Origin of the sequence: Allobosea sp. CCNWLY174 (assembly GCF_037120455.1) — a bacterium.
Lineage (GTDB): Bacteria > Pseudomonadota > Alphaproteobacteria > Rhizobiales > Beijerinckiaceae > Allobosea > Allobosea lupini.
Map to the genome: position 1 here is coordinate 242260 of NZ_JBBBBQ010000003.1, position 22559 is coordinate 264818.

Here is a 22559-nt window from a genome sequence, read left to right on the forward strand (position 1 = left end):
TCGCTGCCGCGTGCCTCAGAAGCTGTAGGCCGCCTTCACCTTCAGCAGATGCTGGCTGAAATTAGTGATGTCGAGATCGCCCGGCACGCCCTTGGCCTTTCCGGCAATCTGGACGTTGTAGGCGGCCGAGATGGCGAGCTGCTTGCTCGCCTGCCAGAAGATGCCGGGGCCGGCGAAGGTGGCGTAGCCGGCTTCCTTGCCGAAGCCGAGTTCGTTGTGGCGGCGCTGATGGCGCACTTCGCCGCTGAGATAGAGGCCGTCGAGCACTTGCCAGGCGAGCGAGCCGCCGACCGTGAAGGTCGAGGAGCGCAGATAGGGGCTCGGCCCCGTCCAGGTCAGGTCGTGCGAGAGGTTGAGCGCGGCGTAGAGCTTGCCGGGGACGAGCGTCTTGTCGGCGAAAATGCGCAGGCCGGTGTTGTAGGTGGTGAAGTTGCCTGCGCCGGTCGGATCGGTGCGGTTGAAGCTGGGATCGACGATGACGGTGAGGCCGATGCCGTGCAGGTCGCGGCCGAGCAGGCGGTATTTCATCTCGACGCCGGCACCGGCGCTGCGGCTGTCGGCCTTGGCGCCGGCGATGGTGGCGTCGGTGTACCCGCCGAGGAGGTAGGGGCCGACCTCGAAGCAGGGGAAGAGCCCGTAGGAGCCCTGCAGCTGCAGGCCATGCGCGGCCTGGCGGCCGTCGCGGACGCCGAAGCCGCCATTATAGGTCAGGCTGGCGCCGAAGGAGCCGACCTCGGCGACATCCGAGCCGGTGGTGAAGCCGAAGGCATCGGTCGGGATGCCCTCGCTCTCGCTGCAGGCCGAGAGCACCGGCGGCGCGGCCGGGGCGCCCTTGCGCGAGGGCAGGTCGGCCGCGAAGGCGGGCGAGAACAGGCTCGCAGCGGCGAGAGCGACGACGGCGGGCTTCAGCATGGCTGGCGATCCTGTTGACGAACCCACTGTCGAGTAAATGCGAATGAGTCGCAATATGCACTCTTCGGTGACTGCGCTATACCGGCGTATTGTTGCTGCAATGCAACAGGCGCTGGCGGCTCAGCCTGGGACGCCCACTGTGCGCAGCCGTGCGAACGCCACCGGCGCGATCTCCGCCAGAGCTGCGATGGGCTTCCAGGCGGCGGCATGGACTTCCTCTTCCTGGGCGATCAGCGGCAGGGCGGGATCGGCGACGAAGAGATATTGCAGGTCGTGATGGATATGCGGCGGCTCGCTGCGGCGCGGATTGCCCGGCACCTCATGGCTGTCGATGGCGAAGGGCAGATCGCCGTCGCGATGCCAGGAATGCAGGACGGCAGCGGCGACGCCGGTCTCCTCCACCGCCTCGCGCAGTGCCGAGTCGTGGAAGCTCGCGGCCGGCTCGTAATGGCCGCCGGGCTGGAGCCAGCGGCCGATCACGACATGGTCGATCAGCAGCACCTGCGCATGGTCGGGCGAGAGCACGAAGGCGCTGGTGGTGACATGGCCCGGCATGGTCTCGCGCCGGTCGAGGATATGGCGCTCGGAGATCTGCCAACGCAGCAGTGCCAGCCGTTCGCGCGGGCCTGCGACCTCGGCGAGATAGCGGGAGACGGTCGAATCGAGGCGCGCAAGGAAGCTCATGGCCATGCGCATCGCATGTCCCGGGCCAGCCGGAAAGGCTGCATTCCGATCAGGGCAGCTTCAGCCGGTATTCCTCGAAGCCGCCGTTCTTCACGCTGTCATAGCCGACGAGGACGCGCAGTTCGCCGCGCTCCTGGGCCAGCACGGCGAGCGCCTCCGCCTTGCCGTCCTTGCGCCGGGGCAGCTGGCCGAGCTCGCTGGCGCCGGCTGAGTCAGCGGGGTCGAGCAGCATGATCGCATAGGGTACGTCCTGCTCCTGCGCCGGGCCGACCAGGACGAGCAGGCGGCCATCGGCGAGCGGGGCGAGATCGCGCACGCCGCGGTGAGCTCCGGCGGCAAAGGCGAGGAGCTGCGGCTTGCTCGTTCCCGGCTCGCTGCCCGGCTTGAACAGTTCGGCGACGCTGCCGCCGACGAGGAAGGCGCGCCCGCCAAGTGCTGGCGCGCGCAGGCCGAGCCAGAGCCGGTCGCCGACCACCGCGAGGCCTTCGATGTTGAGCCCGTTGCTCGTCTCGTCGAGCGCCTTGCCGACGAAGGGGGCGACCTCGTCGGCCGCGCCGAGCAGATCGGCGACGCGCCAGCTCAGCTCGGGCGTGCCCGCCTCGCCGTTGCCGGCAGCGATCCGGGCCAGCAGGAAGGATGAAGGCCGGTATTCGCCGCTGCGCCGCGAGCAGCCATGCGAGCCGACGACATAGAAATGGCGGTCGGCAAAGGCGACGCCCTCGCCGTCGAAATCCTCGAAATCGCCCTGCTGCGGGCAGCCGATCGTCGGCTGGCGCCCGCTTGCGCCGGCGGGGGCGCTATCCTTGATCAACGGCAGGCTCGGGCCTGGGACGATCCCGCCCTGCTTCAGCGTCGCGAACTGGGCGGCCTTGTTCTCGTCATTGATCACGAGGCAGCGATAGTCGCCGCCGGCAGGCGGGCGGCAGGCGATGCCGCTGATGTCCTTGGCGGCCTTGCGCGGCTTCTTGCCGGCGAAGTCGGAGGTGGCCTCGACCTTGCGCTCGGGCTTCAGAGCCTCGGCGCGAGCGGCATCGGTTGCGAAGAGGCCGAGCGCGAAGGCGGACAGGATCACGAGCCGCATGGTCTTGCTCCGATGGAAAGAGCGGAAATAGGGGGGACAGGGGCGGTTGCAAAGGCCGGAGCGTCAATTCTTGCGCCGGGCGAGGACGGCTGATTGGAGGAGCGATTTTCGCCTTTCGAGATGAGCGCGCGGTCAGTTCCGCTGCCCACGTCCAAGCGCTGTCCCCACCCGAGGCGATCCCGCAGGCGTTGTACCGATTGAGCGGCCGCGAGGCTTGGCAGGCGCGTGCGCTGCTCGCTATCGTGGGGAATGGGCCAGGAAGCGGCAGGCGAGGATGCTCGAGCCGCTATCTTCCGCGCTTGTAGTCGAACGAGGTGGCGGTGGCGAATGTCGAGCCCGGCGGCAGCTCATTCTTCGGCAGGGCGCCTTGGCTGCTTCTCATGCTGTCGGCCGGGCTCGCCGCCTATTTCGGGCTGTCTTCGCTGCTGCTGCCGTTCTTCGGGGCGCCGGACCTCTACACGGGAATCGAGCGCTGGATCGTTCCGGCAGCAGGCGCGCTCCAGCTCGCAGCCGCTGCGGTGGCCTTCATGTTCATCGCCCGGCGCGATCTGCGCGGCGCAACCCTCGCCGTGGCCGCGTGCTGGATGCTGGGGTGCCTGGGGGCTCTGCCAGCCGTCATCTGCAGCGGGTTCGACGTCAACGCCGAACCGCGGCTCACATTGGCCTACTTCCTCGCATTGCCCGTGATCGCGGTCTCGGCCGCGGCGCTGGCGTGGGGGAACCGCCATCCGATCCTGGCCGCCTTCATCGTGACCGCGCCGACATTGGCCGGCCTCCTGTTCACCATCGCCTTCGCGATCATGATCGCGCTGCACGGCTTTTGAACCGCGACGCCGGCTCCGCTTGCGCGCATGACCGGACCTCCGCAGCAGATTGAACAACTGCGCGGAGGCCCGCCGTCATCACGGCCAGACAGGTGCGCCGTCCAGCCCCGCGGTTTCCGGCAGGCCGCAGATCAGGTTCGCATTCTGCACCGCCTGGCCGGCCGCCCCCTTGCCGAGATTGTCGACCACGCCCATCGCGATCACCAGATTGCGCTCGGGATCGGCCGCATAGCTGACGAAAGCGAGGTTCGAGCCGGTCGCCCATTTGGTCTGCGGCGGCCTGTCGGTCACGCGGACGAAGGAACGCCCGGCAAAGAAGCGCCGGGCCGCGTCCAGGCACTGCTCCGTGGTGGCGCGCCCGCGGCAATAGATGGTGGCGAGTATGCCGCGGGTCATCGGCACCAGATGCGGCGTGAACACCAGCCCGGCCGCGCTGCCGCCACTCAGCCGCTCGATCGACCTGGCGATCTCGGGCATGTGGGTGTGCTTCAGCAGCCCGTAGGGCACCAGGTTCTCGTTGCTCTCGGCATAGCCGAACTTGCTGTCGCCGCCGCGGCCGGCACCGGAGATGCCGGTCTTGACGTCGATAACGATGTTGCCGGGCTCGATCAGCTTGTTGGCCAGCAGCGGCGCCAGCGCGGTCAGTGTTGCGGCGGGAAAGCAGCCGGGATTGGCGACGCGGGTCTGCCCCTCGATCTGGGCCGGCCAGATATCGGCGAGGCCATAGGCCCAACCCTCGACATAGCGATGGTCGCCGCCGATATCGACGATCTTCACGTGCCCAGGGACGCGCGCCAGCGCTTCGGCCGAGGCGCCCGTGGGCAGCGACGCGAACAGCACGTCGAGCTTCGGCAGGGTCGCAGGATCCCATTTCTCGATCACCAGTTCGGCCAGCTTGGCCGGCATGCCGGGGAAACGGTCGACCAGACGGCTGCCGGCGCTGCTCTCGCCGGCGGCGTAGACCAGCTCGAAAGACGGGTGGCTCGCGATCAGGCGCAGCGCCTCGCCGCCGCCAAAACCGCTGATCCCGACAATGCCGACGCGAATGCTCATGGTGATGTCCTCTTGGGGGTCGGGCAAAGAAAAACCCCCGGAGCCGAGGGCTGCGGGGGTTCAGGAATGCGGGTCGAAGTCGCTTCGGCTGTGGCCTATGGTGAGGCCTTCACGCGGAAGGACGCTGATCGACGCGCAGCCAAGAAGCCGCCGCTCGGATGAAGCGGCGTCGGCGTCGGTCGCAAATGGTCCGGTTCCTGAACATGCCTTGCGACACTGTCGGCACCGATAGTCGTCGTCAAGTGGGATGTCTGCTGGCGACCCATCTCGGGACATACAAGCCGGGAGGTACCGGCGGCCGGAGTTGGCCCATTGCCGACGTCTGGAGTGTCCGCTCTCGGGCAGTGTAGTTTGCAGGTCTAGGTTGGGCGTTTGCCGGACGTCGAACGCGTCGCGGCGCAGTAGGGAGGTCCCCATGAGAAGCTTCGCAGTGTCGATCCTCGGGCTCGGGTTAGTGATGGGCGCCCCCGCCTTTGCCCAGGCGCCCGTGCCTGTAACGGTCGACAACTTTGTGCGGGCTGAAACCGATCGCTATTTCACCAATTCGGTCAATGGCGGTGGATTTGGTGCCTGGCACCACATCCGGGATCTCATCCCGATCGATCATCAACCCGTCATCCGTGGAAACCGGGATACATTGTATTCCTCGCGTGTCTTCGATCTTGATGCCGGTCCGGTCACCATCACGCTGCCCGATGCCGGGCAGCGGTACATGTCCTTGCAGATCATCACTGAGGACCAATACACGTGGACCGAATACGGTCTTGATGAACGCACCATCGATAAGGCGAAAGTCGGAACACGCTACGTGCTCGCTGGCGTTCGCACCCTGGTTGACCCGAATGACGCGGAGGATTTGAAGCGCGTTCATGCGCTTCAGGATGCGATCAAGGTTTCTCAGCCGGGCGGGCCGGGGAAATTCGAAATCCCGAACTGGGACAAGACCAGTCAGACGAAGGTTCGGGACGCGCTTCTGGTTCTTGCGACAACCGTTGCTGATACGCGCCGCGCCTTCGGCAGGAAGGGTGACGTCGATCCGGTTCAGTATCTGATTGGCGCCGCCTCGGCCTGGGGCGCCAACGCGCCTCAAGATGCCATCTATCTCAATGTAGTCCCGCCGAAGAACGATGGCGGCACGAACTATACGCTGAAAGTGAAGGACGTGCCGGTCGACGGTTTCTGGTCAGTCAGCCTTTATAACGGCGAGGGATATTATCAAAAGAACCCATATAACGCCTACACCCTGAACAACATCACCGCAAAGGCCGATCAGGAGGGCGCGGTGTTGGTCCGGTTCGGTGGATGTGACGGCAAGGTGCCGAATTGCCTGCCCATCATGAAGGACTGGAACTACATGGTACGGCTCTACCGGCCGCGCTCAGCTGTCCTCGACGGGACTTGGAAATTCCCTGAGGCACAGCCGGTGAACTGATCTCCTCCACGCGTTCGCCCGTGGGAGGCGGCAGAAAGGCCGCCTCCCACCCGTTGCGGACAAATGCTGACATCTATGATCAGAAAAAGAAAGCAAACTCGCGCCGCCCATATGAGCGGCGCGAGACGTCAACTCAGCCGAGCTTGCTATAAGCCGGCACGGTCAGAAACTCCTCGAACTCCGGCGCCAGCGAGAGCTTCGAGAACAGGTCGATCGCCTCGGGGAAGCGGCCCTTGTCATAGGCCTCGGCGCCGAGCTCGCTCTTCACCCGCGCCATTTCCTCGGGCAGGCAGCGCTTGAAGAGGTCGGCATCGACCTTGGCGCCGCCTTCGAGCGCGACGCCGTATTGGACGAACTGCCAGATCTGGGCGCGGCTGATCTCGGCGGTCGCGGCGTCCTCCATCATGTTGTAGATCGGCACCGCGCCGCGGCCGCGCAGCCAGGCTTCGAGATACTGCACGCCGACGCGGATGTTCTCGCGGAAGCCCTCCTCGGTGCGGGTGCCCTCGTGCACTTCGAGGAGGTCTTCGCGCCCGACCTGCACATCTTCGCGCAGCTTGCCGAGCTGGTTCGCCTGCGGCATCAGCCGATCGAACACCGCCATCGCGACGGGAACGAGGTCGGGATGGGCGACCCAGGTGCCGTCATGGCCGTCGCCGGCCTCGCGCTCCTTGTCGGCCTTGACCTTGGCGAAGGCGGCGGCATTGGCCTCGGGATTGTTCTTGACCGGGATCTGCGCCGCCATGCCGCCCATGGCGAAGGCTCCGCGGCGGTGGCAGGTCTTGATCAGCAAGAGCGAATAGGCGCGCAGGAAGGCCTTGGTCATCACCACCTGCAAGCGGTCGGGCAGGACGAAGGCCTTGTTGCGGGCGAGCTTCTTGATGAAGGAGAAGATGTAGTCCCAGCGGCCGCAGTTCAGGCCGGCCATGTGCTCGCGCAATTCGTAGAGGATCTCGTCCATCTCGAAGGCGGCGGGCAGGGTCTCGATCAGCACCGTCGCCTTGATCGTGCCGGTCTTCAGACCGAGCGCGGTCTGGGCGGCGACGAAGACGTCGTTCCAGAGGCGCGCCTCGAGATGGCTCTCGAGCTTGGGCAGGTAGAAATAGGGGCCCGAGCCCTGCGCCAGCGCCGCCTTGGCGTTGTGGAAGAGATAGAGGCCGAAATCGACCAGCGAGCCCGAGGCGATCTCGCCGTCGATCTCGATATGGCGCTCGGGCAGGTGCCAGCCGCGCGGGCGGATGATCAGGACGGCGGGCTTGTCCTTGAGCTTGTAGGCCTTGCCCGAGGTCGCATCGGTGAAGTCGATCTTGCCGGCCCAGCGGTCTTTGAGGTTGATCTGGCCCTCGACCATGTTGGCCCAGACCGGCGAGGAGGCATCCTCGAAATCGGCCATGAAGACCTTGGCGCCGGAGTTCAGCGCGTTGACGATCATCTTGCGGTCGACCGGACCGGTGATCTCGACGCGGCGGTCCTGCAGATCGGCCGGGATGGCCGCAACCTTCCAGTCGCCCTCGCGGATGTGCCTAGTCTCAGGCAGGAAGTCCGGGGTCTCGCCGGCATCGAAGCGCTTCTGGCGCTCCTTGCGCAGAGCGAGCAGGCGCTTGCGGGTCTCGTTGAAGCGGCGCTGCAGATCGGCGACGAAAGCGAGCGCATCATGGCTCAGGACCTCGTCATAGCGCTCGGCGAGCGCGCCCTTCACGACGACGCCGGCAGGAAGCTTCAGGCTGGTCGGGGCGGTCATGGCTGTCATCTCCCAGAGCTGCGATCGGATGAATGCATTATGGGGCTTCATGATTATTGCTGGAACCGCAGAGAATGTCAGATGATCTGATCAGGAATGGAAACAATCCGTAGCGGACGCGAAAGCGGCCCTGACGTCGCCATTGCAAATGCGTGTCACGGCGCGGGGCGTGCCGGTTGACGATCAGGGGATATGTTCATGACCGCCATCCGCCTCGGCCTTCTGACTGCCGCATTCGCCGCGTGCCTATCGGCTGCGCCGGCCTTCGCCCAGAACCGTTGCGCCGTCACCGACCCGACGGGCACGCCGCTCAACATCCGCGAGACGCCGAATGGCGAGATCATCGGCCGCGTCAGCAATGGCGCCGGCATCCGCGTGATGAATACGTCCTTCGACGAGCGCGGCCGACCCTGGGCCCTGATCAGCCCGCGCGGGCGGAATCATGTGGTGGGCTGGGTCTACCGGGAATTCGTGTCCTGTTATTGAGCAAAGAGCGTCATGCTGGGGCTTGACCCGAGCATCTTGGAAACCAGTGCCTTCTCGTCCTGAGATTCTCGGCTCTTCGCTGCGCTCCGGCCGAGAATGACGTGTGGAATTACTGCCCTGTTAGCTCCGTAAACCGCTTCAGAAACGCCCCCTGCGCCACTTCCGTCGCCTGCGGCTCGATCAGCGCCAGCACCTCGCGCGGCAAAGCCTGAGGCCGCCCGAAGAAGCGCAAGGCCTCTTCGCGCTCGAAGCCGGCGAGCTCGGTCGCTTCCAGGAAGGCCGAGATCTTGTCGGCGTCCTTGGTCTTGCGCTTGACGATCGCCGGCGTTGCCGCCGGCAGGCCGAAGCGCAGATGGATCGCCGCCAGCAAGCGCAGTTCGACGCCCTTGTAGGCATCGCCCATCACTGCCTTGAACGGCGAGATCATGTCGCCGATGACGTATTCCGGCGCGTCGTGCAGCAGCGCCATCAAGCGCCAGTCCCGCGGCCAGTCCGGATTGAGATGGCCGGCGATCGCCTCGACCAGCAGGCAATGCTGCGCAACCGAGAAGGAATGCGCGCCGCGCGTCTGGCCGTTCCAGCGGGCGACGCGCGCAAGGCCATGGGCGATATCCTCGATCTCGACATCGAGCGGCGAGGGATCGAGCAGATCGAGCCGCCGGCCCGAGAGCATGCGCTGCCAGGCGCGCGGCGGAGCGGGTGGTTTGGCCATCAGGCGGCGGGGCGCGTGTCGCGGGCGAGCGCCGCGCATTCCTGCCAGCGGAAGCAGCCGGTGAGGTGGTCGTTGACCATGCCGCAGGCCTGCATCACCGCATAGACGATGGTCGGGCCGCAGAAGGTGAAGCCGGCCGCCTTGAGCTCCTTGGAAATCGCCTTGGAGACGGCGGTCTCGGCCGGAACCTGCTCATGGGTGCGGAAGGCGTTCTGGATCACGCGTCCGTCGAGATGCTTCCAGAGGAAGTCGGCGAAGGGGCCCTTTTCGCTCAGCCTGAGATAGGCCTGCGCATTGCGGATCGTGCCCTCGATCTTGCCGCGATGGCGCACGATGCCGGCATCGGCCAGCAGCCTTTGGACATCGGTCTCGCCGAAGCGGGCGACCGTCTCGGGCGCGAAACCGGCAAAGCCGGCGCGGAAGGCGTCGCGCTTACGCAGGATGGTGATCCAGGACAGGCCGGCCTGGAAGCCGTCGAGCATCAGCTTTTCCCAGAGCGTGCGGGAATCGTATTCCGGCACGCCCCATTCGGTGTCGTGATAGGCAAGATAGAGCGGATCGCTCCCCGGCCAGATGCAGCGATATCGGCCGTCGGGTCCCTCAACCGCCGCCCGCCCGCCGGTGACGTCGGTCATGCCGCAGCTCCGAATTCAGGCTCGCCCGGATAGGGGAAGCGGATGAAGGACGGCTTGGGCGCCAGCGTGAAGGCAAGGCCACCTGCGTCTAGTTCGTGGCCGGCGGCGAGCGCATCCGCCACCCGGTCGAGCCGCAACAGGGCAAGGCCGCGGCCGTTGGCGCAGGAGCCGACGCGGCCGAGCGTCTTGCCGCCGGCGCTGGCCTCGACGCCGTCATCCGGGTTGAGGCCCTCGCTGAAGACGACCGGCACGACGCGCGAGCGGGCGGTGCCGCGGTGCTGCATGCGCGAGACCACCTCCTGGCCGATATAGCAGCCCTTCCTGAAGGACACGCCGCCGAGCTGGTCGAACAGCGCTTCATGCGGGAAGGTGTCGCCATAGAGGAAATCGCGCCCGCCATCGGGAATGCCGAGGCCGATGCGACGGGCGTGGTAGTCGTCCATCGACGCATCGACGAGCTCGTCGGCGCCATCCAGATCGACGATGGCGCGCTCGCCGAGCTCGGGGAGGCGCGGATCGGCATAGACCAGCCCGGCATCGGCCGGCAACCTGCCGCCATCGGTCGCGGCGATCACCGTCGCTCGCTCGCTGAGATCGTCGAGCGCGACCTTGGCGCGCAGCTTGTAGAGCTTCAGCTTCTTCATCAGGTCGGGGATCTGGAGCAAGGGCGTATCGAGCAGGAAGCCGCCGCCTTCCGCGTCCGGCACGGCGACAACCAGAAAATCGCCGATGATCTTGCCTTGCGGTGTCAGCAGCCCGCCGTATCCGGCGCGCTCGGGCGTGACGGTCTCCATCGCGTTGGTGACGATGTTGTCGAGGAAGTCGCGGGCGTCGTCGCCGCTGACGCGGATGACGCCGCGGTCGACCAGTCTGGTTACCGGCATGGTGGGGCTCTCTGAGCGATCGCTGTTTCGGCATGGGGCGCCGTTCGCCCCGATAGTTAGGGTGCTTCGGCCAAAGGCTCAACCGATGCGATCGGGGTGACAGGAAACGGGTGCCGTACGCCGCGCGGCCGCCCCGGTGAAATTTTTTCCGAGGACCTGTCGATCCGGCGTTTTTCCATTCGACGTGTCAGCAAGAAGCAGCGGAGGCCGCTGGTCATTGCGGCGCCCGCCCGAGCTTCGAAAGACGCAATGCGGGACCAGGCTCCCGCGCGTTCGGGAGAGATCAGATGAGACAAGTCGTTGCTGCCACCTTCGTGTCCCTCGATGGCGTCATGCAGGCGCCGGGCGGCCCGCAGGAGGATCCGCAGGGCGGCTTCGGCCATGGCGGCTGGACCTTCCATTACTGGGATGAGGCGATGGGCAAGGTGATGGACAAGGCCCTGTCCGACGAGTTCGACCTGCTGCTCGGCCGCCGGACCTACGACATCTTCGCGGCGCACTGGCCCTATGCCGGCGACGATCCGATCGCGGTCAAGTTCAACGCCATCACAAAATATGTCGCGACCTCGGAGCCGCAGACGCTGAGCTGGCAGAACAGCGTCGCGCTCCATGGCGATGTCGCGGCGGAAGTCGCGGCGCTGAAGCGCCAGGATGGGCGCAAGCTCTTGCTGCAGGGTTCGAGCGAATTGATCCAGGCGCTGCTGGCGAAGGACCTGATCGACGAGATCACGCTGCTGACCTTCCCGGTGGTGCTCGGCAAGGGCAAGCGGCTGTTCGGCAAGGGCGCCATGCCCGCCGCCTTCAAGCTCACCGAGAGCAGCGCGTCCAGCACCGGCGTCCTCATGGCGACCTATCGCCGCGAGGGCGAGGTCACCACCGGCTCCTTCGAGTTCGCCGAGCCGAGCGCCGCCGAAATCGCCCGCCGCGAAAAATATGCGGCCAGGGGCTGAAAAAAATTCGCAGGCCTGTCGATCGGGGCGCGCCTCGTTCGACGTGACGACAGAGGGCGGGAATTCTCCCGCCCCATACCGAAGCGAAATCAACCAAGACAGAGAGGAGAAGACCGATGCGTGTGATGGTTCTGGTCAAGGCCGACAAGGACAGCGAAGCGGGCGTGATGCCGAGCGAGGACATCCTCACCAGGATGGGCGCCTATAACGAGGAACTGGTGAAGGCCGGCGTGATGCTGGCGGGCGACGGTCTGCATCCGAGTTCGAGGGGGGTGCGCATGCGCTTCTCAGGATCGCAGAGGGTGATCACCGACGGCCCCTTCGCCGAGACCAAGGAGCTGCTCGCCGGTTTCTGGATCTGGCAGGTCCGCTCTTTCGACGAGGCGGTCGAGTGGCTGAAGCGCGCGCCCTTCGACGGCGGCACCGAGATCGAGCTGCGCCCGATCTTCGAGATGGAGGATTTCGGCGAGGCCCTGACGCCGGAGCTGCGCGAGCAGGAAGAACGCCTGCGTGCCGAGACGGAGAAGCGCGCCGGCTGACATTCTCAGAATGTCATTCAACCAGACCGGTGCGAGGCGAGGCCCGCGCCGCTCCAACCAAGCGGAGAAGACAGATGCGTTTCATGGTTCTGGTCAAGGCGACCAAGGACAGCGAAGCCGGCGCCCCGCCGACCCGCGAGCTGGTCGACGCCATGATGGCCTATAACGAAGAGCTGGTGAAAGCCGGCATCATGAAGGGCGGTGACGGGCTGCAGCCGAGCGCTAAGGGCGCACGCGTGCAGTTCGATGGCGAGAAGCGCGCTGTGGTCGACGGGCCGTTCGCGGAGACCAAGGAACTGGTCGCCGGCTACTGGCTCTGGGAGTGCAAGTCGCTCGACGAGGCGATCGCCTGGGTCAAGCGCTGCCCCAACCCGATGCCTGGGCCGTCCGAGATCGAGATCCGCCCGGTCGTCGACCTCGCCGATTTCGGCGATGCTGTCTCGCCCGAGGCCGACGCGGCCTGGAAGCGTCTCAAGAAGGAAGTCGGCGACAACGGCTGAGCCGCTTGCCAGCTTCCATGCTGATGGTGTGTATCGCAGGCCATGACGGCAAGTGATGCACACCCCGCCATCGAGGCGGTCTTCCGGATCGAGGCCCCGAGACTGATCGCGGGCCTCGCCCGCGTCACCCGCGATGTCGGCCGGGCCGAGGAGCTGGCGCAGGACGCGCTCGTCGCCGCGCTGCAGCAATGGCCGAGCGAGGGCGTACCGCGCAATCCCGGCGCCTGGCTGATGCAGGTGGCCAAGCACCGCGCGCTCGACGACCTCCGGCGCGCCAGGATGCTGAAGCGCAAGCATGAGGAGATCGGCCGCGACCTCGACGAGGACGATGACCCGGTCGCCGGGATCGAGGACGCGCTCGACGACGAAGTCGGCGACGATCTCCTGCGCCTGATCTTCACCGCCTGCCATCCCGTCCTCTCGGTCGAGGCGCGCCTGGCGCTGACGCTGCGCCTGATCGGCGGCCTCACCACCGAGGAGATCGCTCGCGCCTTCCTGGTGCCGGAACCGACCATGGCGCAGCGCCTGGTCCGGGCGAAGAAGGCGCTGGCCGAGGCCAAGGTGCCCTATGAGGTGCCGCATGGTCCCGAGCTGGCGAACCGCCTCGCCTCGGTGCTGGAGGTGGTCTACCTGATATTCAACGAGGGCTATGCCGCGACTGGCGGCGAGGACTGGGTCCGCCCGGCTCTGTGCCAGGAGGCGATGCGGCTCGGGCGCATCCTTGCCGGGCTTGCGCCGCAGGAGCCGGAGGTGCACGGCCTCGTCGCGCTGATGGAGTTGCAGGCTTCGCGCCTGCGCGCGCGGATCGGCCCGGATGGCGAGCCGGTGCTGCTGCTCGACCAGAACCGGGCGCGCTGGGACCGTCTGCTGATCAATCACGGCCTCAAGGCGCTGGAGACCGCGCGGCGGCTGTCGACCGAGCCCAGCCCTTATGTCCTGCAGGCCGAACTCGCCGCCTGCCATGCCCGCGCCAATACCGCCGAAGAGACCGATTGGCGCAGGATCGCTTCGCTTTATGGCGCTCTCTTTGCGCTGACGCCCTCGCCGGTGATCGAACTCAATCGCGCCGTCGCAGTCTCGATGGCGGAGGGGCCGGCGGCGGGACTGGTGCTGGTCGATGCGCTCGCCTCGGCGCCTGCGCTGAAGAACTACCACCTGCTGCCGAGCGTGCGCGCCGATTTCCTGGTCAAGCTCGGCCGGCATGATGAGGCGCAGGCCGAGTTCACCCGGGCCGCCGGGATGACCCGGAACCGGCGCGAGCGCGATTTGCTGCTCGGACGGGCGGAGACGGCGCGACAGGCGCAAGGCGTGAATTGAATGCGCCGGTCGTCATTCTCGGCCGGAGCGTAGCGCAGAGCCGAGAATCTCAGTACGGTCAGGCACTCGTTTCCGAGATGCTCGGGTCAAGCCCGAGCCAGGCGCTCAGTGGCGGGTGCCGGTTGTGAAGTTGCCGCAGCGGATCTTCTCCGGCAGGGCCTCGGCGAAGACGGCGGTCGCCTCCTCGCCATAGGTCTCGACCAGCGTGCGCATCGCCGCGAACAGCGCCGCATGGGCCAGCGAGTCGGAGTCGAGCCCGTCCTGGCGCGCCTCGATGAAGGCGTCTTCGACATAGCAATAGGCAACGCGGCGGGCGTCCTTAACGTCCTCGGCGAGGGTCGGGTCGAGCGGCAGGTCGTCGGAGAGAGCGGACATGAAGGCAGCGGTATCCGGCGTCTGAAGGAACCTGTCGGACGGAACGGGCGCGCATGGACCGCGACTGTTCCAGTGATTTGCCCGGTCAGGATACGATCCGTCGACGGCCGGCGCCATCACGGTCTTTAAGAAAGGTTAATTCTCGGGGGACAATTCTGCTTAAGAATGGCGCAAGCCCGTGCCGAAACCGCATCGCCAAGCCTCCCGGACGATGCAAAACGGGAGGTCATCCTGCGCCAAAATCGTTGATTGTCCCGAAAACGGGCATCCTGCTTCAGCCGCCGAAGCGGCTCGCCAGCGCCTTGGCCAGCTTCTCGCCCTCCTGCGCCAGACGGGCGGAGGCCTCCTGGGTGCCGTCGCTGCAGGTGCGGTGCGTCGCCGAATAGGCGCGGTAGCCGCGGTTATAGGCGCTGGCCAGCCGCTCGCGCCGCTGGGGCGAGCGGCCTTCCGATTCGAGCAGGGTTGCCATGCGTTCGCGCCAGTCCTGCGCCTCGCGGGCCTCGCAGAGCGTGCGCAGGTAGGAGAGTGAGCCGATGATCTCGGCGAGCTGCAGCAATTGCGGCTCATAGGGCGGGGCGGGCGATTCAGGTTCCGGCGGGGCCGGCTCGGCGGGACGTTGCTGCTGCTGTTGCGGCTGGGCCGGCCGCCGGGCCTGCGCCAGGAGCGCATGCGGGCTCGCGGCCAGCGCGGCGAGCATCACGGCTGCGAGCGCGCCTTTCGTCATGCGCCGGCCTTGCCAGCTACAATGGCGGCAGCGCGGCGCAGCACGTCGCCGAGCTCGCGCGTCGTCGGCAGGCCGCCGAGCTTGAGGGGATCTGCCCACATCACGGCGCCGGCTTCGGGACCCGGCCGCGGCTCGCCGGAGAGCCATTCGCCGACGAAGGAAGCGATGACGAAATGATGGGTCACCGCGCCCTTGGGGTCGCGGCCGACGATCTCGACATGGCGGTTGAAGCCGATGATCCGGGCGCTGACGCGGACCTCCTCTTCGAGCTCGCGCAGCGCCGCCTCCTCCAGGCTCTCGCCGGCCTCGACCTTGCCGCCCGGCAGCGACCAGAGCTGATCGGCCGGAGGCTTGGTCCGCGTCGCCAGCAGGACCTTGCCGTCGCGGAAGACGGCGATCGAGGCGGCCAGCACCGGGCGCGCCGCGGCGCGGGCGGGATTGGGAAAGGGGATGACCCGGTTGTTGTCCTGGCCGTTGTCCTGCCCGCTCACACGTGCTGCCCGCCATTGATATGGAGCTCGGCGCCGGTGACGTAGCTCGAGGCATCGGTGCAGAGGAAATGGATCGCCTTGGCGACCTCCTCGGTCTTGCCGAGGCGCTGCATCGGCAGTTTCTCGACGATCTTGTCGGTGCCGGGTGAGAGGATGGCGGTGTCGATCTCGCCAGGCGAGATCGCATTGACGCGGATGCCGAGCGGGCCGAAATCGGCGGCCATCTCGCGGGTCAGGCTGGCGAGCGCCGCTTTCGACGTCGCATAGGCCGCCCCGGCGAAGGGGTGGACGCGCGAGCCGGCGATCGAGGTGACGTTGACGATCGCGCCCTTCGCGACGGTCAGCTCGTCGAGCAGACCGCGCGCCAGCATGATCGGCGCGAAGAAGTTGACCTGGAAGACCTGATGCCAGTCGTTGAACGAGGTCGTCGCAGCGCCGAGCCGGCCGCCCTTCGGCCCCTTCGGCGAGATGCCGGCATTGTTGACGAGCGCGTTGAGCTTGCCGCCCTCGGCGGCGAGACGCTTCTTGATCTCGGCGATGCCGCGCATCGTGTCCTCGGGGTCGCCGAGGTCGATCTGGACATGGTCGTCGGCGCCCGAGGGCCAGGGGCACTTGTCCGAGAAGGCCTGGCGCGAGCAGGACAGGATGCGCCAGCCTGCCATGGCGAACTGCATCACCGTGGCATGGCCGATGCCGCGGCTGGCGCCGGTCAGCAGCATGACCGGGCGCTTGCCCGCTTCAGTCTTCGGGAAGTCGAACTTGGGCATGGCCATGTGGTTGTGACTTTCCCTCAGGGGTAGAGCCGCGCCTTCGTCCAGGCGTCGGCCGGCGTGGCGCGGCGGAAGACGATGCGGTCATGCAGGCGGAAGGCACCGTCGCGCCAGAACTCCATGTAGACCGGGGCGATGCGGAAGCCGGTCCAGTGTGGTGGGCGCGGCACCTCGCCGACGCCGAATTTCAGCGCGTAGCTCGCCACCGCCTTTTCAAGCGCGAACCGGCTTTCAAGCGGCCTGGACTGCTGCGAGGCCCAGGCGCCGATCCGGCTGTCGCGCGGGCGCGACTGGAAATAGGCGTCGGCCTCGGCGTCGCTGACGCGGCTGACCGTGCCGCGGAGGCGCACCTGCCGGCGCAGGCTCTTCCAATGGAACAGCGCGGCCGCCTTGGGCTGGCCGGCGAGCTCCTCGCCCTTCTGGCTCTGGGTGTTGGTGTAGAAGACGAAGCCCTCGGGGCTGCGCCCGTTGAGCAGGACCATGCGGGAATTGGGCATGCCGTCGGCATCGACCGTCGAGAGAGCCATGCCGTTCGGGTCGTTCGGCTCGGAGGCCTTGGCCTCCTCCAGCCAGCTCTCGAACAGGGCGAAGGGCTCCTGAGCCTCGGTGAAGTCACCGCTCGTTAACGGATTCACGTCTTAAATCCTCGCAAGTTTTGGAAGCGTCGGGCGAGCGCGATCCGTAATGCGGTTTGAGTTGGCAGTCATATATAAGCCCCGCGCGCAGCGGAGCCAGAGGCCGCGTGAGCGCAGTCCCCTTGCATCAGGGGCATCGCTCCTCGGCGTGCTCCTGCTCGGGCTGGCCTCGGCGGGCTGCTCGATCTCCTTCCCGATCATGGGTTTGTCGAGCAAGGCCGAGGACGAGGTCGCGATGACCACCGCCTCGGTGCTGCCGGCACGCGCGGTCGAGGGCAAGAGCCCGCTCGCCACGCTCGCGCCCGATCTCGGTCCCGAGGACTGGCGCCGGGCGGATGGCGCCATGGCGCTGGCGCTCGATCCGCAGGGCAACGGCGCGCCGGTCTCCTGGGACAACGCCCAGAGCGGCATGAAAGGTACGTTCACGCCGGTCGGCGGGCCGTTCCTGAGATCGGACGAGATCTGTCGCGCCTTCCTGGCCTCGATGAGCCTGCAGACCGGCCCCGTGAAACTGCAGGGCACCGCCTGCCGGCCGTCCGGCGGTGAATGGGTGGTCAAGGACGCAAAACCGTGGAAAGGCGCCGCCTGAGCCTGTTGCAACAGCGCCACAGTCTTCCCATCTAGGGGTCGGTTCCGCTACGCCGGAACACAAATCCTCCCGAGGTGGTGTGAATGCGTGATCCGTATCAGGTTCTGGGCGTGGCGAAATCGGCCGACGAGGCCGAGATCAAGAAGGCTTATCGCCGCCGCGCCAAGGACCTGCATCCCGACCGCAACCAGGGCGACCCGAAGGCGCAGGAGAAATTCTCCGAGCTGAACACGGCTTATGAGGTCCTCGGCGACGCCGACAAGCGCAAGCAGTTCGATCGCGGCGAGATCGACGCCGAGGGCAAGCCGCGCTTTTCCGGCTTCGAGGGCATGGGTGCCGGGCGGCGCGGTGCGCAGCATGGCGGCTTCGATTTCCATTTCGACGGCGGCGGCCCTGGCCGCGGCGGCGATCCCGGCTTCGATCCGGCCGATATTTTTGGCTCGCTCTTCGGCGAGGCGGCCAGACGCGGTGGCGGGCGTGGCCGGCAGAGCCAGCCGCAGAAGCCGCCGGAGCAGAGCTTCACCCTCGAGGTCGGGCTGGCCGAGGCGGTCAATGGCGGCACGCGCCGGGTGAAGCTGCCCGGCGGGCGCGAGGTCGAGGTGACGATCCCCGAGGGCGTCGCCGACGGCAAGGTCATGCGCCTGCGCGGCCTCGGCCAGACCCATCCGCTCACCGGCGAGGCCGGCGACGTGCTGATGACGATCAAGGTGAAGCCCGATTCCCGCTTTACCGTCGACGGCATCAATCTGCGTGCGCGCGTTGCGGTGCCGCTGGCGACCGCGGTGCTGGGCGGGCCGATCCATGTGCCGACGCTGTCGGGGGCCGTAGAGATGAAAGTGCCGCCGCTGACCGGCACGGCGCGCCAGTTCCGCCTGCGCGGCAAGGGCCTGCCCGGCACCAAGAAGGGCGAGCATGGCGACCTCTTCGTCTCCATCGACATCGAGATGCCCAGCGAGGATGCCGAGCTGACAGCGCTGATGAAGGCGCGGGCCGGCGGAGACGCCTGAACAGGATTTCGGCACAGGGCGCTTCCACCCTTCGGCCGCCTCGGTTATGAGACCGTCCGGTTCTCTTTTGCCGGTTCGTCCAGTTCGAAGGTCTCAGATGCCTGAATCCAGCAGCGCCGCCCCGACCGCCAACCTCCTGCGGGGCAAGCGCGGTCTCGTCATGGGCGTCGCCAACAACCGCTCGATCGCCTGGGGCATCGCCAAGGCTGCGGCGGATGCCGGCGCCGAGCTCGCCTTCACCTATCAGGGCGATGCGCTGAAGAAGCGGGTCGAGCCGCTGGCGCAGCAGCTCGGCGGCCATGTCGTCGGCCATTGCGACGTCACCGACGGGGCGACGATCGACGCGGTCTTCGCCGAAATTGAGAAGCTCTGGGGCAAGCTCGACTTCGTCGTCCACTGCATCGCCTTCTCCGACAAGGACGAGCTGACCGGCCGCTATGTCGATACGACCGAGGCAAACTTCTCGAAGTCGCTGCTGATCTCCGCCTATTCGTTCACCGCGATCACCCAGCGTGCCGAGAAGCTGATGCCGGATGGCGGCTCGCTGCTGACGCTGACCTATTACGGCGCCGAGAAATGGATGCCGCACTATAACGTCATGGGCGTCGCCAAGGCCGCGCTGGAATCGAGCGTGCAGTATCTCGCCGCCGATCTCGGCCCATCGAAGATTCGCGTCAATGCGATCTCGGCCGGGCCGATCAAGACATTGGCGGCCTCGGGCATCGGCGATTTCCGCTATATCCTGCGCTGGAACGAGTACAACTCGCCGCTGCGCCGCACGGTCACGATCGAAGAGGTCGGCGAGACCGCGGTGTTCCTGGTCTCCGACATGTCGCGCGGCATCACCGGCGAGGTGATGCATGTCGATGCCGGCTACCATGTCGTCGGCATGAAGGTGCCGACCGCGCCGGACATCTCGCTCGACAAGGGTGAGTGAGGCTGAGGCGCGCCCGCAACGGCGTGTTGCAGGGGTCTATTCTGTAGCTACTTTGTTGTAACGGAATGGCATATCGCCTATCTTGCTCGCGAGAGCGGGAGCGAGCGATGCTGAGTGCAGTCAAGAAATTCGGGAACTCTGCCGGCATCCTGATCCCCAAGCCCTTGCTGGCCGAGATCGGCGCCAAGGCCGGCGACAGCGTCGAACTCAAGGTCGAGGGCGGGCGCCTCGTGATCGAGCCCGTTATCCGCCCGGCGCGTGCTGGCTGGGCCGAGGACTCGCAGCGGCTCGCACGGGAACAGGACGACGGACTCGTCTGGCCGGAATTCGGCAACAGCGAGGATGAGACCCTGACATGGTGAAGCGCGGCGAGATCTGGCTGGCCGCGCTCGATCCGACGATCGGCAGCGAAATCCAGAAGACACGGCCTTGCCTCGTCATCTCGCCGCCGGAAATCCACGATCATCTGCGGACTGTCATCGTCGCACCGATGACGTCGGGCAGTCGCCCTGCTGGCTTTCGTGTGCCGGTGCAGTTTCAGGGCGTCGACGGGCTGATCCTGCTCGAGCAGAGTCGCGCGCTCGACAAGCAAAGGCTCCGAAGGAAGCTCGGCAGCGTTGCCGACGTGACCCTCGGGCAGGTATTGCAAACCTTGCGGGAGCTCTACGCGGACTGAGCCGGTGAGACGGAGTGCAGCCGGCGTGTTCCGTCCTCGTCCCGGTTGACATCCTGGCTCGCGATCACCGCCAGCAGATCAACGACGCTGCGTTCCCCTATCGTGATCCCCGGCGCGATCTCCGCCAGCGGCGCCAGCACGAAGGCGCGTTCGGCGATGCGTGGATGCGGGACCTGCAGGCCGGGCCGATCGATCGTCTGCCCGCCATAGGTCAGGATGTCGATGTCGAGCGTGCGCGGTCCCCAGCGCTCGCGACGCTCGCGGCCGCTCTCGCGCTCGATGGCGAGGCAGAGCGACAGCAGGTCCTCGGCCGGAAGCGTGGTCTCGATCAGAACCGCCATGTTACGGAATTCCGGCTGGTCGAGCTTGCCCCAGGGCGCCGTGCGCCAGACCGAGGACACGGCCTTCACCTCGACGGCGGCGTGCGCGCGCAGCCGCGACAGGGCCGCAGCGAAGGCCGCCACGGGATCGCCGAGATTGCCGCCGAAGCCGAGCGTCGCCTCGACGATCACCGCGTGAAGTCCAGCTTGACCCCGACCGAATCCATGCGGCCCGGGATGGGCGGGGCGGGCTTGCGCAGCGTGACCGCGACCTTGGTCACGGCGGGGTATCCGGCCAGGATCGCCTCGGCCAGAGCCCGCGCCGCCGCCTCCAGCAGCTTGAAGCGCTTGCCCGAGAAGGTGCGCGTCACCAGGCCGACGACCTCGCCATAATCGACGGTGTCGGCGATGTCATCGCTGAGCGAGGATGCGCGCAGGTCGCAGTCCAGCACGAGGTCCATCGAGAAGCGCTGGCCGAGACGGCCCTCCTCGGCGAAATGGCCGTGATAGGCGTAGAGGTCGAGCGCCTCGATGAATATCTGTCCGGTCGCGCTCATTGTGCTGCTCCGATCGCCGCCCAGATCTTCAAGGCGTCGACATGCTCGTCGACGTCGTGGGCGCGGATGATGGCGGCGCCTTGGGTGACGCCGTAGAGATGCGCGGCGATGCTGGCGGCGACGCGCTGCGCCGGCACCGCCTTGCCGATGACATGGCCGAGCACCGATTTGCGGGAGGCGCCGAGCAGGACCGGGCAGCCGAGCTCGCCGAGCCGGCGAAGCTCTCTCATCAGCAGCAACGACTGCTCCGCGGTCTTACCGAAGCGGCCGATGCCGGGATCGACGACGATCTGGCTGCGCGGCACGCCGGCTTCGATGGCGATTTCGATCGAGCGCTCGAGGAAGCGCATGACGTCGCTGAGGATATCGAGTTCGGGGTCGATCTCCTCACGGTTGTGCATCAGGACGATCGGGGCGCCATGGCTGGCCGCGACGCCGGCGATGGCAGGCTCGCGTTGCGCACCCCAGACATCGTTGACGATCGAGGCACCCGCCTTGAGTGCGGCCTCGGCGACCTCAGCCTTGTAGGTGTCGATCGACATCGGGATGCCGCTTTGGGCGGCAATGCCGGTGATCACCGGCAGGACACGCGCGAGTTCGCTTGCCGCATCGAGGCGGGTATGGTCCGGCCGCGTCGACTCGCCGCCGACATCGACGATGTCGGCGCCCTGCCGCGCCAGCGTCAGCCCATGCGCGACCGCCACGGCGGGGTCGGCGAAGAGGCCGCCATCCGAAAAGGAATCCGGGGTGACGTTGACCACGCCCATCAGCAGGGGCCTGGCGCCGAGGTCGAGCCTGCGGCCATCCGGCAATGTCAGCGTGGCGCTCATGCGGCGATCGGGTTGATGCTGGAGGCTGCCTCTTACACATGGCGGCGGGGCGCGGCCACCACAAAGCTCACGAGGCGGTGAGGATGCGGCCTGCGGCGGTTTCGCCGCTTTGACGAGCCGGCCTGCAGCGTGCATGAGGCGAGGCATGATCCCGCTGACGATTCCCGGCCGCCTCTTCCTCGTTCGCCACGGCGAAACCGACTGGAATCGAGAGGGCCGGTTGCAGGGCGGGAAGGACATTCCGCTCAACGGGCTTGGTCGCATGCAGGCCGAGGAGGCGGCGCGCCGGCTCAAGGCGCTGACGCCGAACTACGCCACCGTCGACTATGTCTGCTCGCCGATGGAGCGGGCGCGCGAGACGATGACGATCCTGCGCCGCGAACTCGAGCTGCCACCGGACGGTTTCCGCATCGACGAGCGCTTGCGCGAGCTGACCTTCGGCGACTGGGAAGGCTTCACCTGGCGCGAGATCCGCAAGAGCGCGAAGGCCAGCGAGCGCGAGCTCGCACGGGCGCGCGAGAACGACAAATGGGGCTTCGTGCCGCCTGGTGGCGAAAGCTACCGCATGCTGGCCGAGCGGATCCGGCCTGTCCTCGAAGGGCTGGCGCCGGACACGGTTATGGTCAGCCATGGGGGCGTGGCGCGGGCGGTGCTGGCGCTGATCGGCGCCGTCGGCACGGCGGATGCGGCGCGTGTCGAGATCTGGCAGGGCAAGATCCTGGTGGTCGAAGGCGGCAAGGCGACCTGGATGTGAAAGGCGGCCGCAGGTGCGGCGCCGACGCTTGATACCATGCCGTCTTCAGGCTTGCCGTTCAGCCGCGGTTAAGCCAAATCTGCTCAGATACGGCCGGCAGGCGAGTTTCCGCGCGGCTGCGGGTGTCCGGCCTTGGATTCGATG

General features: G+C 67.0%; 29 protein-coding genes. 13 read left to right on the forward strand and 16 right to left on the reverse strand.

Going from position 1 to position 22559, the window contains the following annotated elements:
• Positions 1 to 15: 15 nt before the first annotated feature.
• From V7S63_RS12110 to V7S63_RS12120, 3 genes are all read right to left on the reverse strand, one after another.
• Positions 16 to 912 (reverse strand): hypothetical protein, encoded by an 897-nt coding sequence (locus V7S63_RS12110; protein ID WP_336530397.1) that lies wholly within the window; start codon positions 910 to 912, stop codon positions 16 to 18.
• Between the two features lie 120 nt (positions 913 to 1032).
• Entirely contained in the window at positions 1033 to 1602 is a 570-nt protein-coding gene (locus tag V7S63_RS12115; RefSeq protein ID WP_336530398.1) for an NUDIX hydrolase, read from the reverse strand.
• Between the two features lie 43 nt (positions 1603 to 1645).
• Complete coding sequence (locus V7S63_RS12120; protein WP_336530399.1) at positions 1646 to 2677, reverse strand: DUF3616 domain-containing protein; 1032 nt, start codon at positions 2675 to 2677, stop codon at positions 1646 to 1648.
• Positions 2678 to 2997: 320 nt separating this feature from the next.
• Between V7S63_RS12120 and V7S63_RS12125 the strand changes: the two genes are divergently transcribed.
• Complete coding sequence (locus V7S63_RS12125; protein WP_091837699.1) at positions 2998 to 3501, forward strand: hypothetical protein; 504 nt, start codon at positions 2998 to 3000, stop codon at positions 3499 to 3501.
• Between the two features lie 78 nt (positions 3502 to 3579).
• Here V7S63_RS12125 and argC read toward each other — a convergent pair whose 3' ends face one another.
• Positions 3580 to 4554 carry an N-acetyl-gamma-glutamyl-phosphate reductase gene (gene argC / locus V7S63_RS12130; protein ID WP_336530400.1) on the reverse strand — a complete coding sequence of 325 codons (975 nt, stop codon included), beginning with the start codon at positions 4552 to 4554 and terminating at the stop codon, positions 3580 to 3582.
• Positions 4555 to 4969: 415 nt separating this feature from the next.
• Here argC and V7S63_RS12135 point away from each other — a divergent pair, with 415 nt between their 5' ends.
• Complete coding sequence (locus V7S63_RS12135) at positions 4970 to 5986, forward strand: DUF1254 domain-containing protein (RefSeq protein ID WP_199777422.1); 1017 nt, start codon at positions 4970 to 4972, stop codon at positions 5984 to 5986.
• A gap of 133 nt (positions 5987 to 6119) precedes the next feature.
• On the opposite strand, the gene aceB is transcribed toward V7S63_RS12135, so the two are convergent.
• Positions 6120 to 7727 (reverse strand): malate synthase A, encoded by a 1608-nt coding sequence (gene aceB / locus V7S63_RS12140; protein ID WP_336530401.1) that lies wholly within the window; start codon positions 7725 to 7727, stop codon positions 6120 to 6122.
• A gap of 198 nt (positions 7728 to 7925) precedes the next feature.
• Here aceB and V7S63_RS12145 point away from each other — a divergent pair, with 198 nt between their 5' ends.
• Positions 7926 to 8213: an SH3 domain-containing protein gene (locus tag V7S63_RS12145; protein WP_244543909.1), complete on the forward strand. Its 288-nt coding sequence runs from the start codon at positions 7926 to 7928 to the stop codon at positions 8211 to 8213.
• 109 nt (positions 8214 to 8322) lie between these two features.
• Here the strand turns inward: V7S63_RS12145 and V7S63_RS12150 are convergent, their stop codons facing one another.
• Genes V7S63_RS12150 through ygfZ form a run of 3 tightly spaced genes read right to left on the reverse strand, consistent with a single transcriptional unit; the run spans position 8323 to position 10444 of the window.
• Positions 8323 to 8925, reverse strand: a complete 603-nt coding sequence (locus V7S63_RS12150; RefSeq protein ID WP_336530402.1) for an HD family hydrolase — start codon at positions 8923 to 8925, stop codon at positions 8323 to 8325.
• Positions 8925 to 9560 (reverse strand): DNA-3-methyladenine glycosylase I, encoded by a 636-nt coding sequence (locus tag V7S63_RS12155; protein WP_336530403.1) that lies wholly within the window; start codon positions 9558 to 9560, stop codon positions 8925 to 8927. The genes V7S63_RS12150 and V7S63_RS12155 overlap by 1 nt, the downstream gene beginning before the upstream one ends.
• On the reverse strand, positions 9557 to 10444 hold the full coding sequence (gene ygfZ, locus V7S63_RS12160; RefSeq protein WP_336530404.1) for a CAF17-like 4Fe-4S cluster assembly/insertion protein YgfZ: 888 nt from the start codon (positions 10442 to 10444) through the stop codon (positions 9557 to 9559). Before ygfZ ends, V7S63_RS12155 begins: the two co-directional genes overlap by 4 nt.
• Positions 10445 to 10731: 287 nt before the next feature.
• On the opposite strand from ygfZ, the gene V7S63_RS12165 reads away from it, so the two are divergent.
• From V7S63_RS12165 to V7S63_RS12180, 4 genes are all read left to right on the forward strand, one after another.
• A complete protein-coding gene (locus V7S63_RS12165; protein WP_336530405.1) occupies positions 10732 to 11394 on the forward strand; it encodes a dihydrofolate reductase family protein in 663 nt (220 codons plus the stop codon).
• 116 nt (positions 11395 to 11510) lie between these two features.
• Entirely contained in the window at positions 11511 to 11933 is a 423-nt protein-coding gene (locus tag V7S63_RS12170; protein ID WP_091837674.1) for a YciI family protein, read from the forward strand.
• 74 nt (positions 11934 to 12007) lie between these two features.
• On the forward strand, positions 12008 to 12433 hold the full coding sequence (locus V7S63_RS12175; protein WP_091837672.1) for a YciI family protein: 426 nt from the start codon (positions 12008 to 12010) through the stop codon (positions 12431 to 12433).
• Positions 12434 to 12475: 42 nt separating this feature from the next.
• Positions 12476 to 13750 carry an RNA polymerase sigma factor gene (locus V7S63_RS12180; protein WP_100961850.1) on the forward strand — a complete coding sequence of 425 codons (1275 nt, stop codon included), beginning with the start codon at positions 12476 to 12478 and terminating at the stop codon, positions 13748 to 13750.
• Between the two features lie 105 nt (positions 13751 to 13855).
• Here V7S63_RS12180 and V7S63_RS12185 read toward each other — a convergent pair whose 3' ends face one another.
• The 5 genes from V7S63_RS12185 to pdxH form a co-directional block, all read right to left on the reverse strand.
• The gene (locus V7S63_RS12185; protein WP_244543908.1) at positions 13856 to 14125 is read right to left on the reverse strand and encodes a hypothetical protein; all 270 of its coding nucleotides are present in this window, start codon (positions 14123 to 14125) and stop codon (positions 13856 to 13858) included.
• Positions 14126 to 14399: 274 nt separating this feature from the next.
• Positions 14400 to 14849 carry a TIGR02301 family protein gene (locus tag V7S63_RS12190; protein ID WP_336530406.1) on the reverse strand — a complete coding sequence of 150 codons (450 nt, stop codon included), beginning with the start codon at positions 14847 to 14849 and terminating at the stop codon, positions 14400 to 14402.
• Positions 14846 to 15340 carry an NUDIX hydrolase gene (locus tag V7S63_RS12195; RefSeq protein WP_336530407.1) on the reverse strand — a complete coding sequence of 165 codons (495 nt, stop codon included), beginning with the start codon at positions 15338 to 15340 and terminating at the stop codon, positions 14846 to 14848. Before V7S63_RS12195 ends, V7S63_RS12190 begins: the two co-directional genes overlap by 4 nt.
• The gene (locus V7S63_RS12200) at positions 15337 to 16059 is read right to left on the reverse strand and encodes an SDR family NAD(P)-dependent oxidoreductase (protein WP_091838316.1); all 723 of its coding nucleotides are present in this window, start codon (positions 16057 to 16059) and stop codon (positions 15337 to 15339) included. Before V7S63_RS12200 ends, V7S63_RS12195 begins: the two co-directional genes overlap by 4 nt.
• A 71-nt stretch (positions 16060 to 16130) precedes the next feature.
• Positions 16131 to 16745, reverse strand: coding sequence for a pyridoxamine 5'-phosphate oxidase (gene pdxH / locus V7S63_RS12205; RefSeq protein ID WP_336530408.1), 615 nt, complete (start codon positions 16743 to 16745; stop codon positions 16131 to 16133).
• Between the two features lie 148 nt (positions 16746 to 16893).
• Here pdxH and V7S63_RS12210 point away from each other — a divergent pair, with 148 nt between their 5' ends.
• The 5 genes from V7S63_RS12210 to V7S63_RS12230 all read left to right on the forward strand — a co-directional run bounded on the left by V7S63_RS12210 (position 16894) and on the right by V7S63_RS12230 (position 19954).
• The gene (locus V7S63_RS12210) at positions 16894 to 17334 is read left to right on the forward strand and encodes an RT0821/Lpp0805 family surface protein (RefSeq protein WP_336530409.1); all 441 of its coding nucleotides are present in this window, start codon (positions 16894 to 16896) and stop codon (positions 17332 to 17334) included.
• A gap of 83 nt (positions 17335 to 17417) precedes the next feature.
• Entirely contained in the window at positions 17418 to 18341 is a 924-nt protein-coding gene (locus tag V7S63_RS12215; protein ID WP_336530410.1) for a J domain-containing protein, read from the forward strand.
• A gap of 97 nt (positions 18342 to 18438) precedes the next feature.
• Positions 18439 to 19278, forward strand: coding sequence for an enoyl-ACP reductase FabI (gene fabI, locus V7S63_RS12220; RefSeq protein WP_091837658.1), 840 nt, complete (start codon positions 18439 to 18441; stop codon positions 19276 to 19278).
• 107 nt (positions 19279 to 19385) lie between these two features.
• Positions 19386 to 19640, forward strand: a complete 255-nt coding sequence (locus V7S63_RS12225) for an AbrB/MazE/SpoVT family DNA-binding domain-containing protein (protein ID WP_091837655.1) — start codon at positions 19386 to 19388, stop codon at positions 19638 to 19640.
• Complete coding sequence (locus tag V7S63_RS12230; RefSeq protein ID WP_336530411.1) at positions 19634 to 19954, forward strand: type II toxin-antitoxin system PemK/MazF family toxin; 321 nt, start codon at positions 19634 to 19636, stop codon at positions 19952 to 19954. Before V7S63_RS12225 ends, V7S63_RS12230 begins: the two co-directional genes overlap by 7 nt.
• Here V7S63_RS12230 and folK read toward each other — a convergent pair.
• Genes folK through folP form a run of 3 tightly spaced genes read right to left on the reverse strand, consistent with a single transcriptional unit; the run spans position 19942 to position 21661 of the window.
• Positions 19942 to 20466, reverse strand: coding sequence for a 2-amino-4-hydroxy-6-hydroxymethyldihydropteridine diphosphokinase (gene folK / locus V7S63_RS12235; RefSeq protein WP_091837646.1), 525 nt, complete (start codon positions 20464 to 20466; stop codon positions 19942 to 19944). The two genes, V7S63_RS12230 and folK, sit on opposite strands and share 13 nt — an antisense overlap.
• Positions 20463 to 20831, reverse strand: a complete 369-nt coding sequence (gene folB, locus V7S63_RS12240) for a dihydroneopterin aldolase (protein WP_091837644.1) — start codon at positions 20829 to 20831, stop codon at positions 20463 to 20465. Before folB ends, folK begins: the two co-directional genes overlap by 4 nt.
• Positions 20828 to 21661 (reverse strand): dihydropteroate synthase, encoded by an 834-nt coding sequence (gene folP, locus V7S63_RS12245; RefSeq protein WP_336530412.1) that lies wholly within the window; start codon positions 21659 to 21661, stop codon positions 20828 to 20830. Before folP ends, folB begins: the two co-directional genes overlap by 4 nt.
• A 145-nt stretch (positions 21662 to 21806) precedes the next feature.
• Here folP and V7S63_RS12250 point away from each other — a divergent pair, with 145 nt between their 5' ends.
• The gene (locus V7S63_RS12250) at positions 21807 to 22415 is read left to right on the forward strand and encodes a histidine phosphatase family protein (RefSeq protein ID WP_336530413.1); all 609 of its coding nucleotides are present in this window, start codon (positions 21807 to 21809) and stop codon (positions 22413 to 22415) included.
• Positions 22416 to 22559: the final 144 nt, after the last annotated feature.

What these genes read in the sequence shown, in the direction of transcription:
- V7S63_RS12110 (WP_336530397.1), bottom strand. Translation starts at nt 912, where the DNA reads ATGCTGAAGCCCGCCGTCGTCGCTCTCGCCGCTGCGAGCCTGTTCTCG.
- V7S63_RS12115 (WP_336530398.1), bottom strand. Translation starts at nt 1,602, where the DNA reads ATGGCCATGAGCTTCCTTGCGCGCCTCGATTCGACCGTCTCCCGCTAT.
- V7S63_RS12120 (WP_336530399.1), bottom strand. Translation starts at nt 2,677, where the DNA reads ATGCGGCTCGTGATCCTGTCCGCCTTCGCGCTCGGCCTCTTCGCAACC.
- argC (WP_336530400.1), bottom strand. Translation starts at nt 4,554, where the DNA reads ATGAGCATTCGCGTCGGCATTGTCGGGATCAGCGGTTTTGGCGGCGGC.
- V7S63_RS12135 (WP_199777422.1), top strand. Translation starts at nt 4,970, where the DNA reads ATGAGAAGCTTCGCAGTGTCGATCCTCGGGCTCGGGTTAGTGATGGGC.
- aceB (WP_336530401.1), bottom strand. Translation starts at nt 7,727, where the DNA reads ATGACCGCCCCGACCAGCCTGAAGCTTCCTGCCGGCGTCGTCGTGAAG.
- V7S63_RS12145 (WP_244543909.1), top strand. Translation starts at nt 7,926, where the DNA reads ATGACCGCCATCCGCCTCGGCCTTCTGACTGCCGCATTCGCCGCGTGC.
- V7S63_RS12150 (WP_336530402.1), bottom strand. Translation starts at nt 8,925, where the DNA reads ATGGCCAAACCACCCGCTCCGCCGCGCGCCTGGCAGCGCATGCTCTCG.
- V7S63_RS12155 (WP_336530403.1), bottom strand. Translation starts at nt 9,560, where the DNA reads ATGACCGACGTCACCGGCGGGCGGGCGGCGGTTGAGGGACCCGACGGC.
- ygfZ (WP_336530404.1), bottom strand. Translation starts at nt 10,444, where the DNA reads ATGCCGGTAACCAGACTGGTCGACCGCGGCGTCATCCGCGTCAGCGGC.
- V7S63_RS12165 (WP_336530405.1), top strand. Translation starts at nt 10,732, where the DNA reads ATGAGACAAGTCGTTGCTGCCACCTTCGTGTCCCTCGATGGCGTCATG.
- V7S63_RS12170 (WP_091837674.1), top strand. Translation starts at nt 11,511, where the DNA reads ATGCGTGTGATGGTTCTGGTCAAGGCCGACAAGGACAGCGAAGCGGGC.
- V7S63_RS12175 (WP_091837672.1), top strand. Translation starts at nt 12,008, where the DNA reads ATGCGTTTCATGGTTCTGGTCAAGGCGACCAAGGACAGCGAAGCCGGC.
- V7S63_RS12180 (WP_100961850.1), top strand. Translation starts at nt 12,476, where the DNA reads ATGACGGCAAGTGATGCACACCCCGCCATCGAGGCGGTCTTCCGGATC.
- V7S63_RS12185 (WP_244543908.1), bottom strand. Translation starts at nt 14,125, where the DNA reads ATGTCCGCTCTCTCCGACGACCTGCCGCTCGACCCGACCCTCGCCGAG.
- V7S63_RS12190 (WP_336530406.1), bottom strand. Translation starts at nt 14,849, where the DNA reads ATGACGAAAGGCGCGCTCGCAGCCGTGATGCTCGCCGCGCTGGCCGCG.
- V7S63_RS12200 (WP_091838316.1), bottom strand. Translation starts at nt 16,059, where the DNA reads ATGCTGCTGACCGGCGCCAGCCGCGGCATCGGCCATGCCACGGTGATG.
- V7S63_RS12215 (WP_336530410.1), top strand. Translation starts at nt 17,418, where the DNA reads ATGCGTGATCCGTATCAGGTTCTGGGCGTGGCGAAATCGGCCGACGAG.
- fabI (WP_091837658.1), top strand. Translation starts at nt 18,439, where the DNA reads ATGCCTGAATCCAGCAGCGCCGCCCCGACCGCCAACCTCCTGCGGGGC.
- V7S63_RS12225 (WP_091837655.1), top strand. Translation starts at nt 19,386, where the DNA reads ATGCTGAGTGCAGTCAAGAAATTCGGGAACTCTGCCGGCATCCTGATC.
- V7S63_RS12230 (WP_336530411.1), top strand. Translation starts at nt 19,634, where the DNA reads ATGGTGAAGCGCGGCGAGATCTGGCTGGCCGCGCTCGATCCGACGATC.
- folB (WP_091837644.1), bottom strand. Translation starts at nt 20,831, where the DNA reads ATGAGCGCGACCGGACAGATATTCATCGAGGCGCTCGACCTCTACGCC.
- folP (WP_336530412.1), bottom strand. Translation starts at nt 21,661, where the DNA reads ATGAGCGCCACGCTGACATTGCCGGATGGCCGCAGGCTCGACCTCGGC.
- V7S63_RS12250 (WP_336530413.1), top strand. Translation starts at nt 21,807, where the DNA reads ATGATCCCGCTGACGATTCCCGGCCGCCTCTTCCTCGTTCGCCACGGC.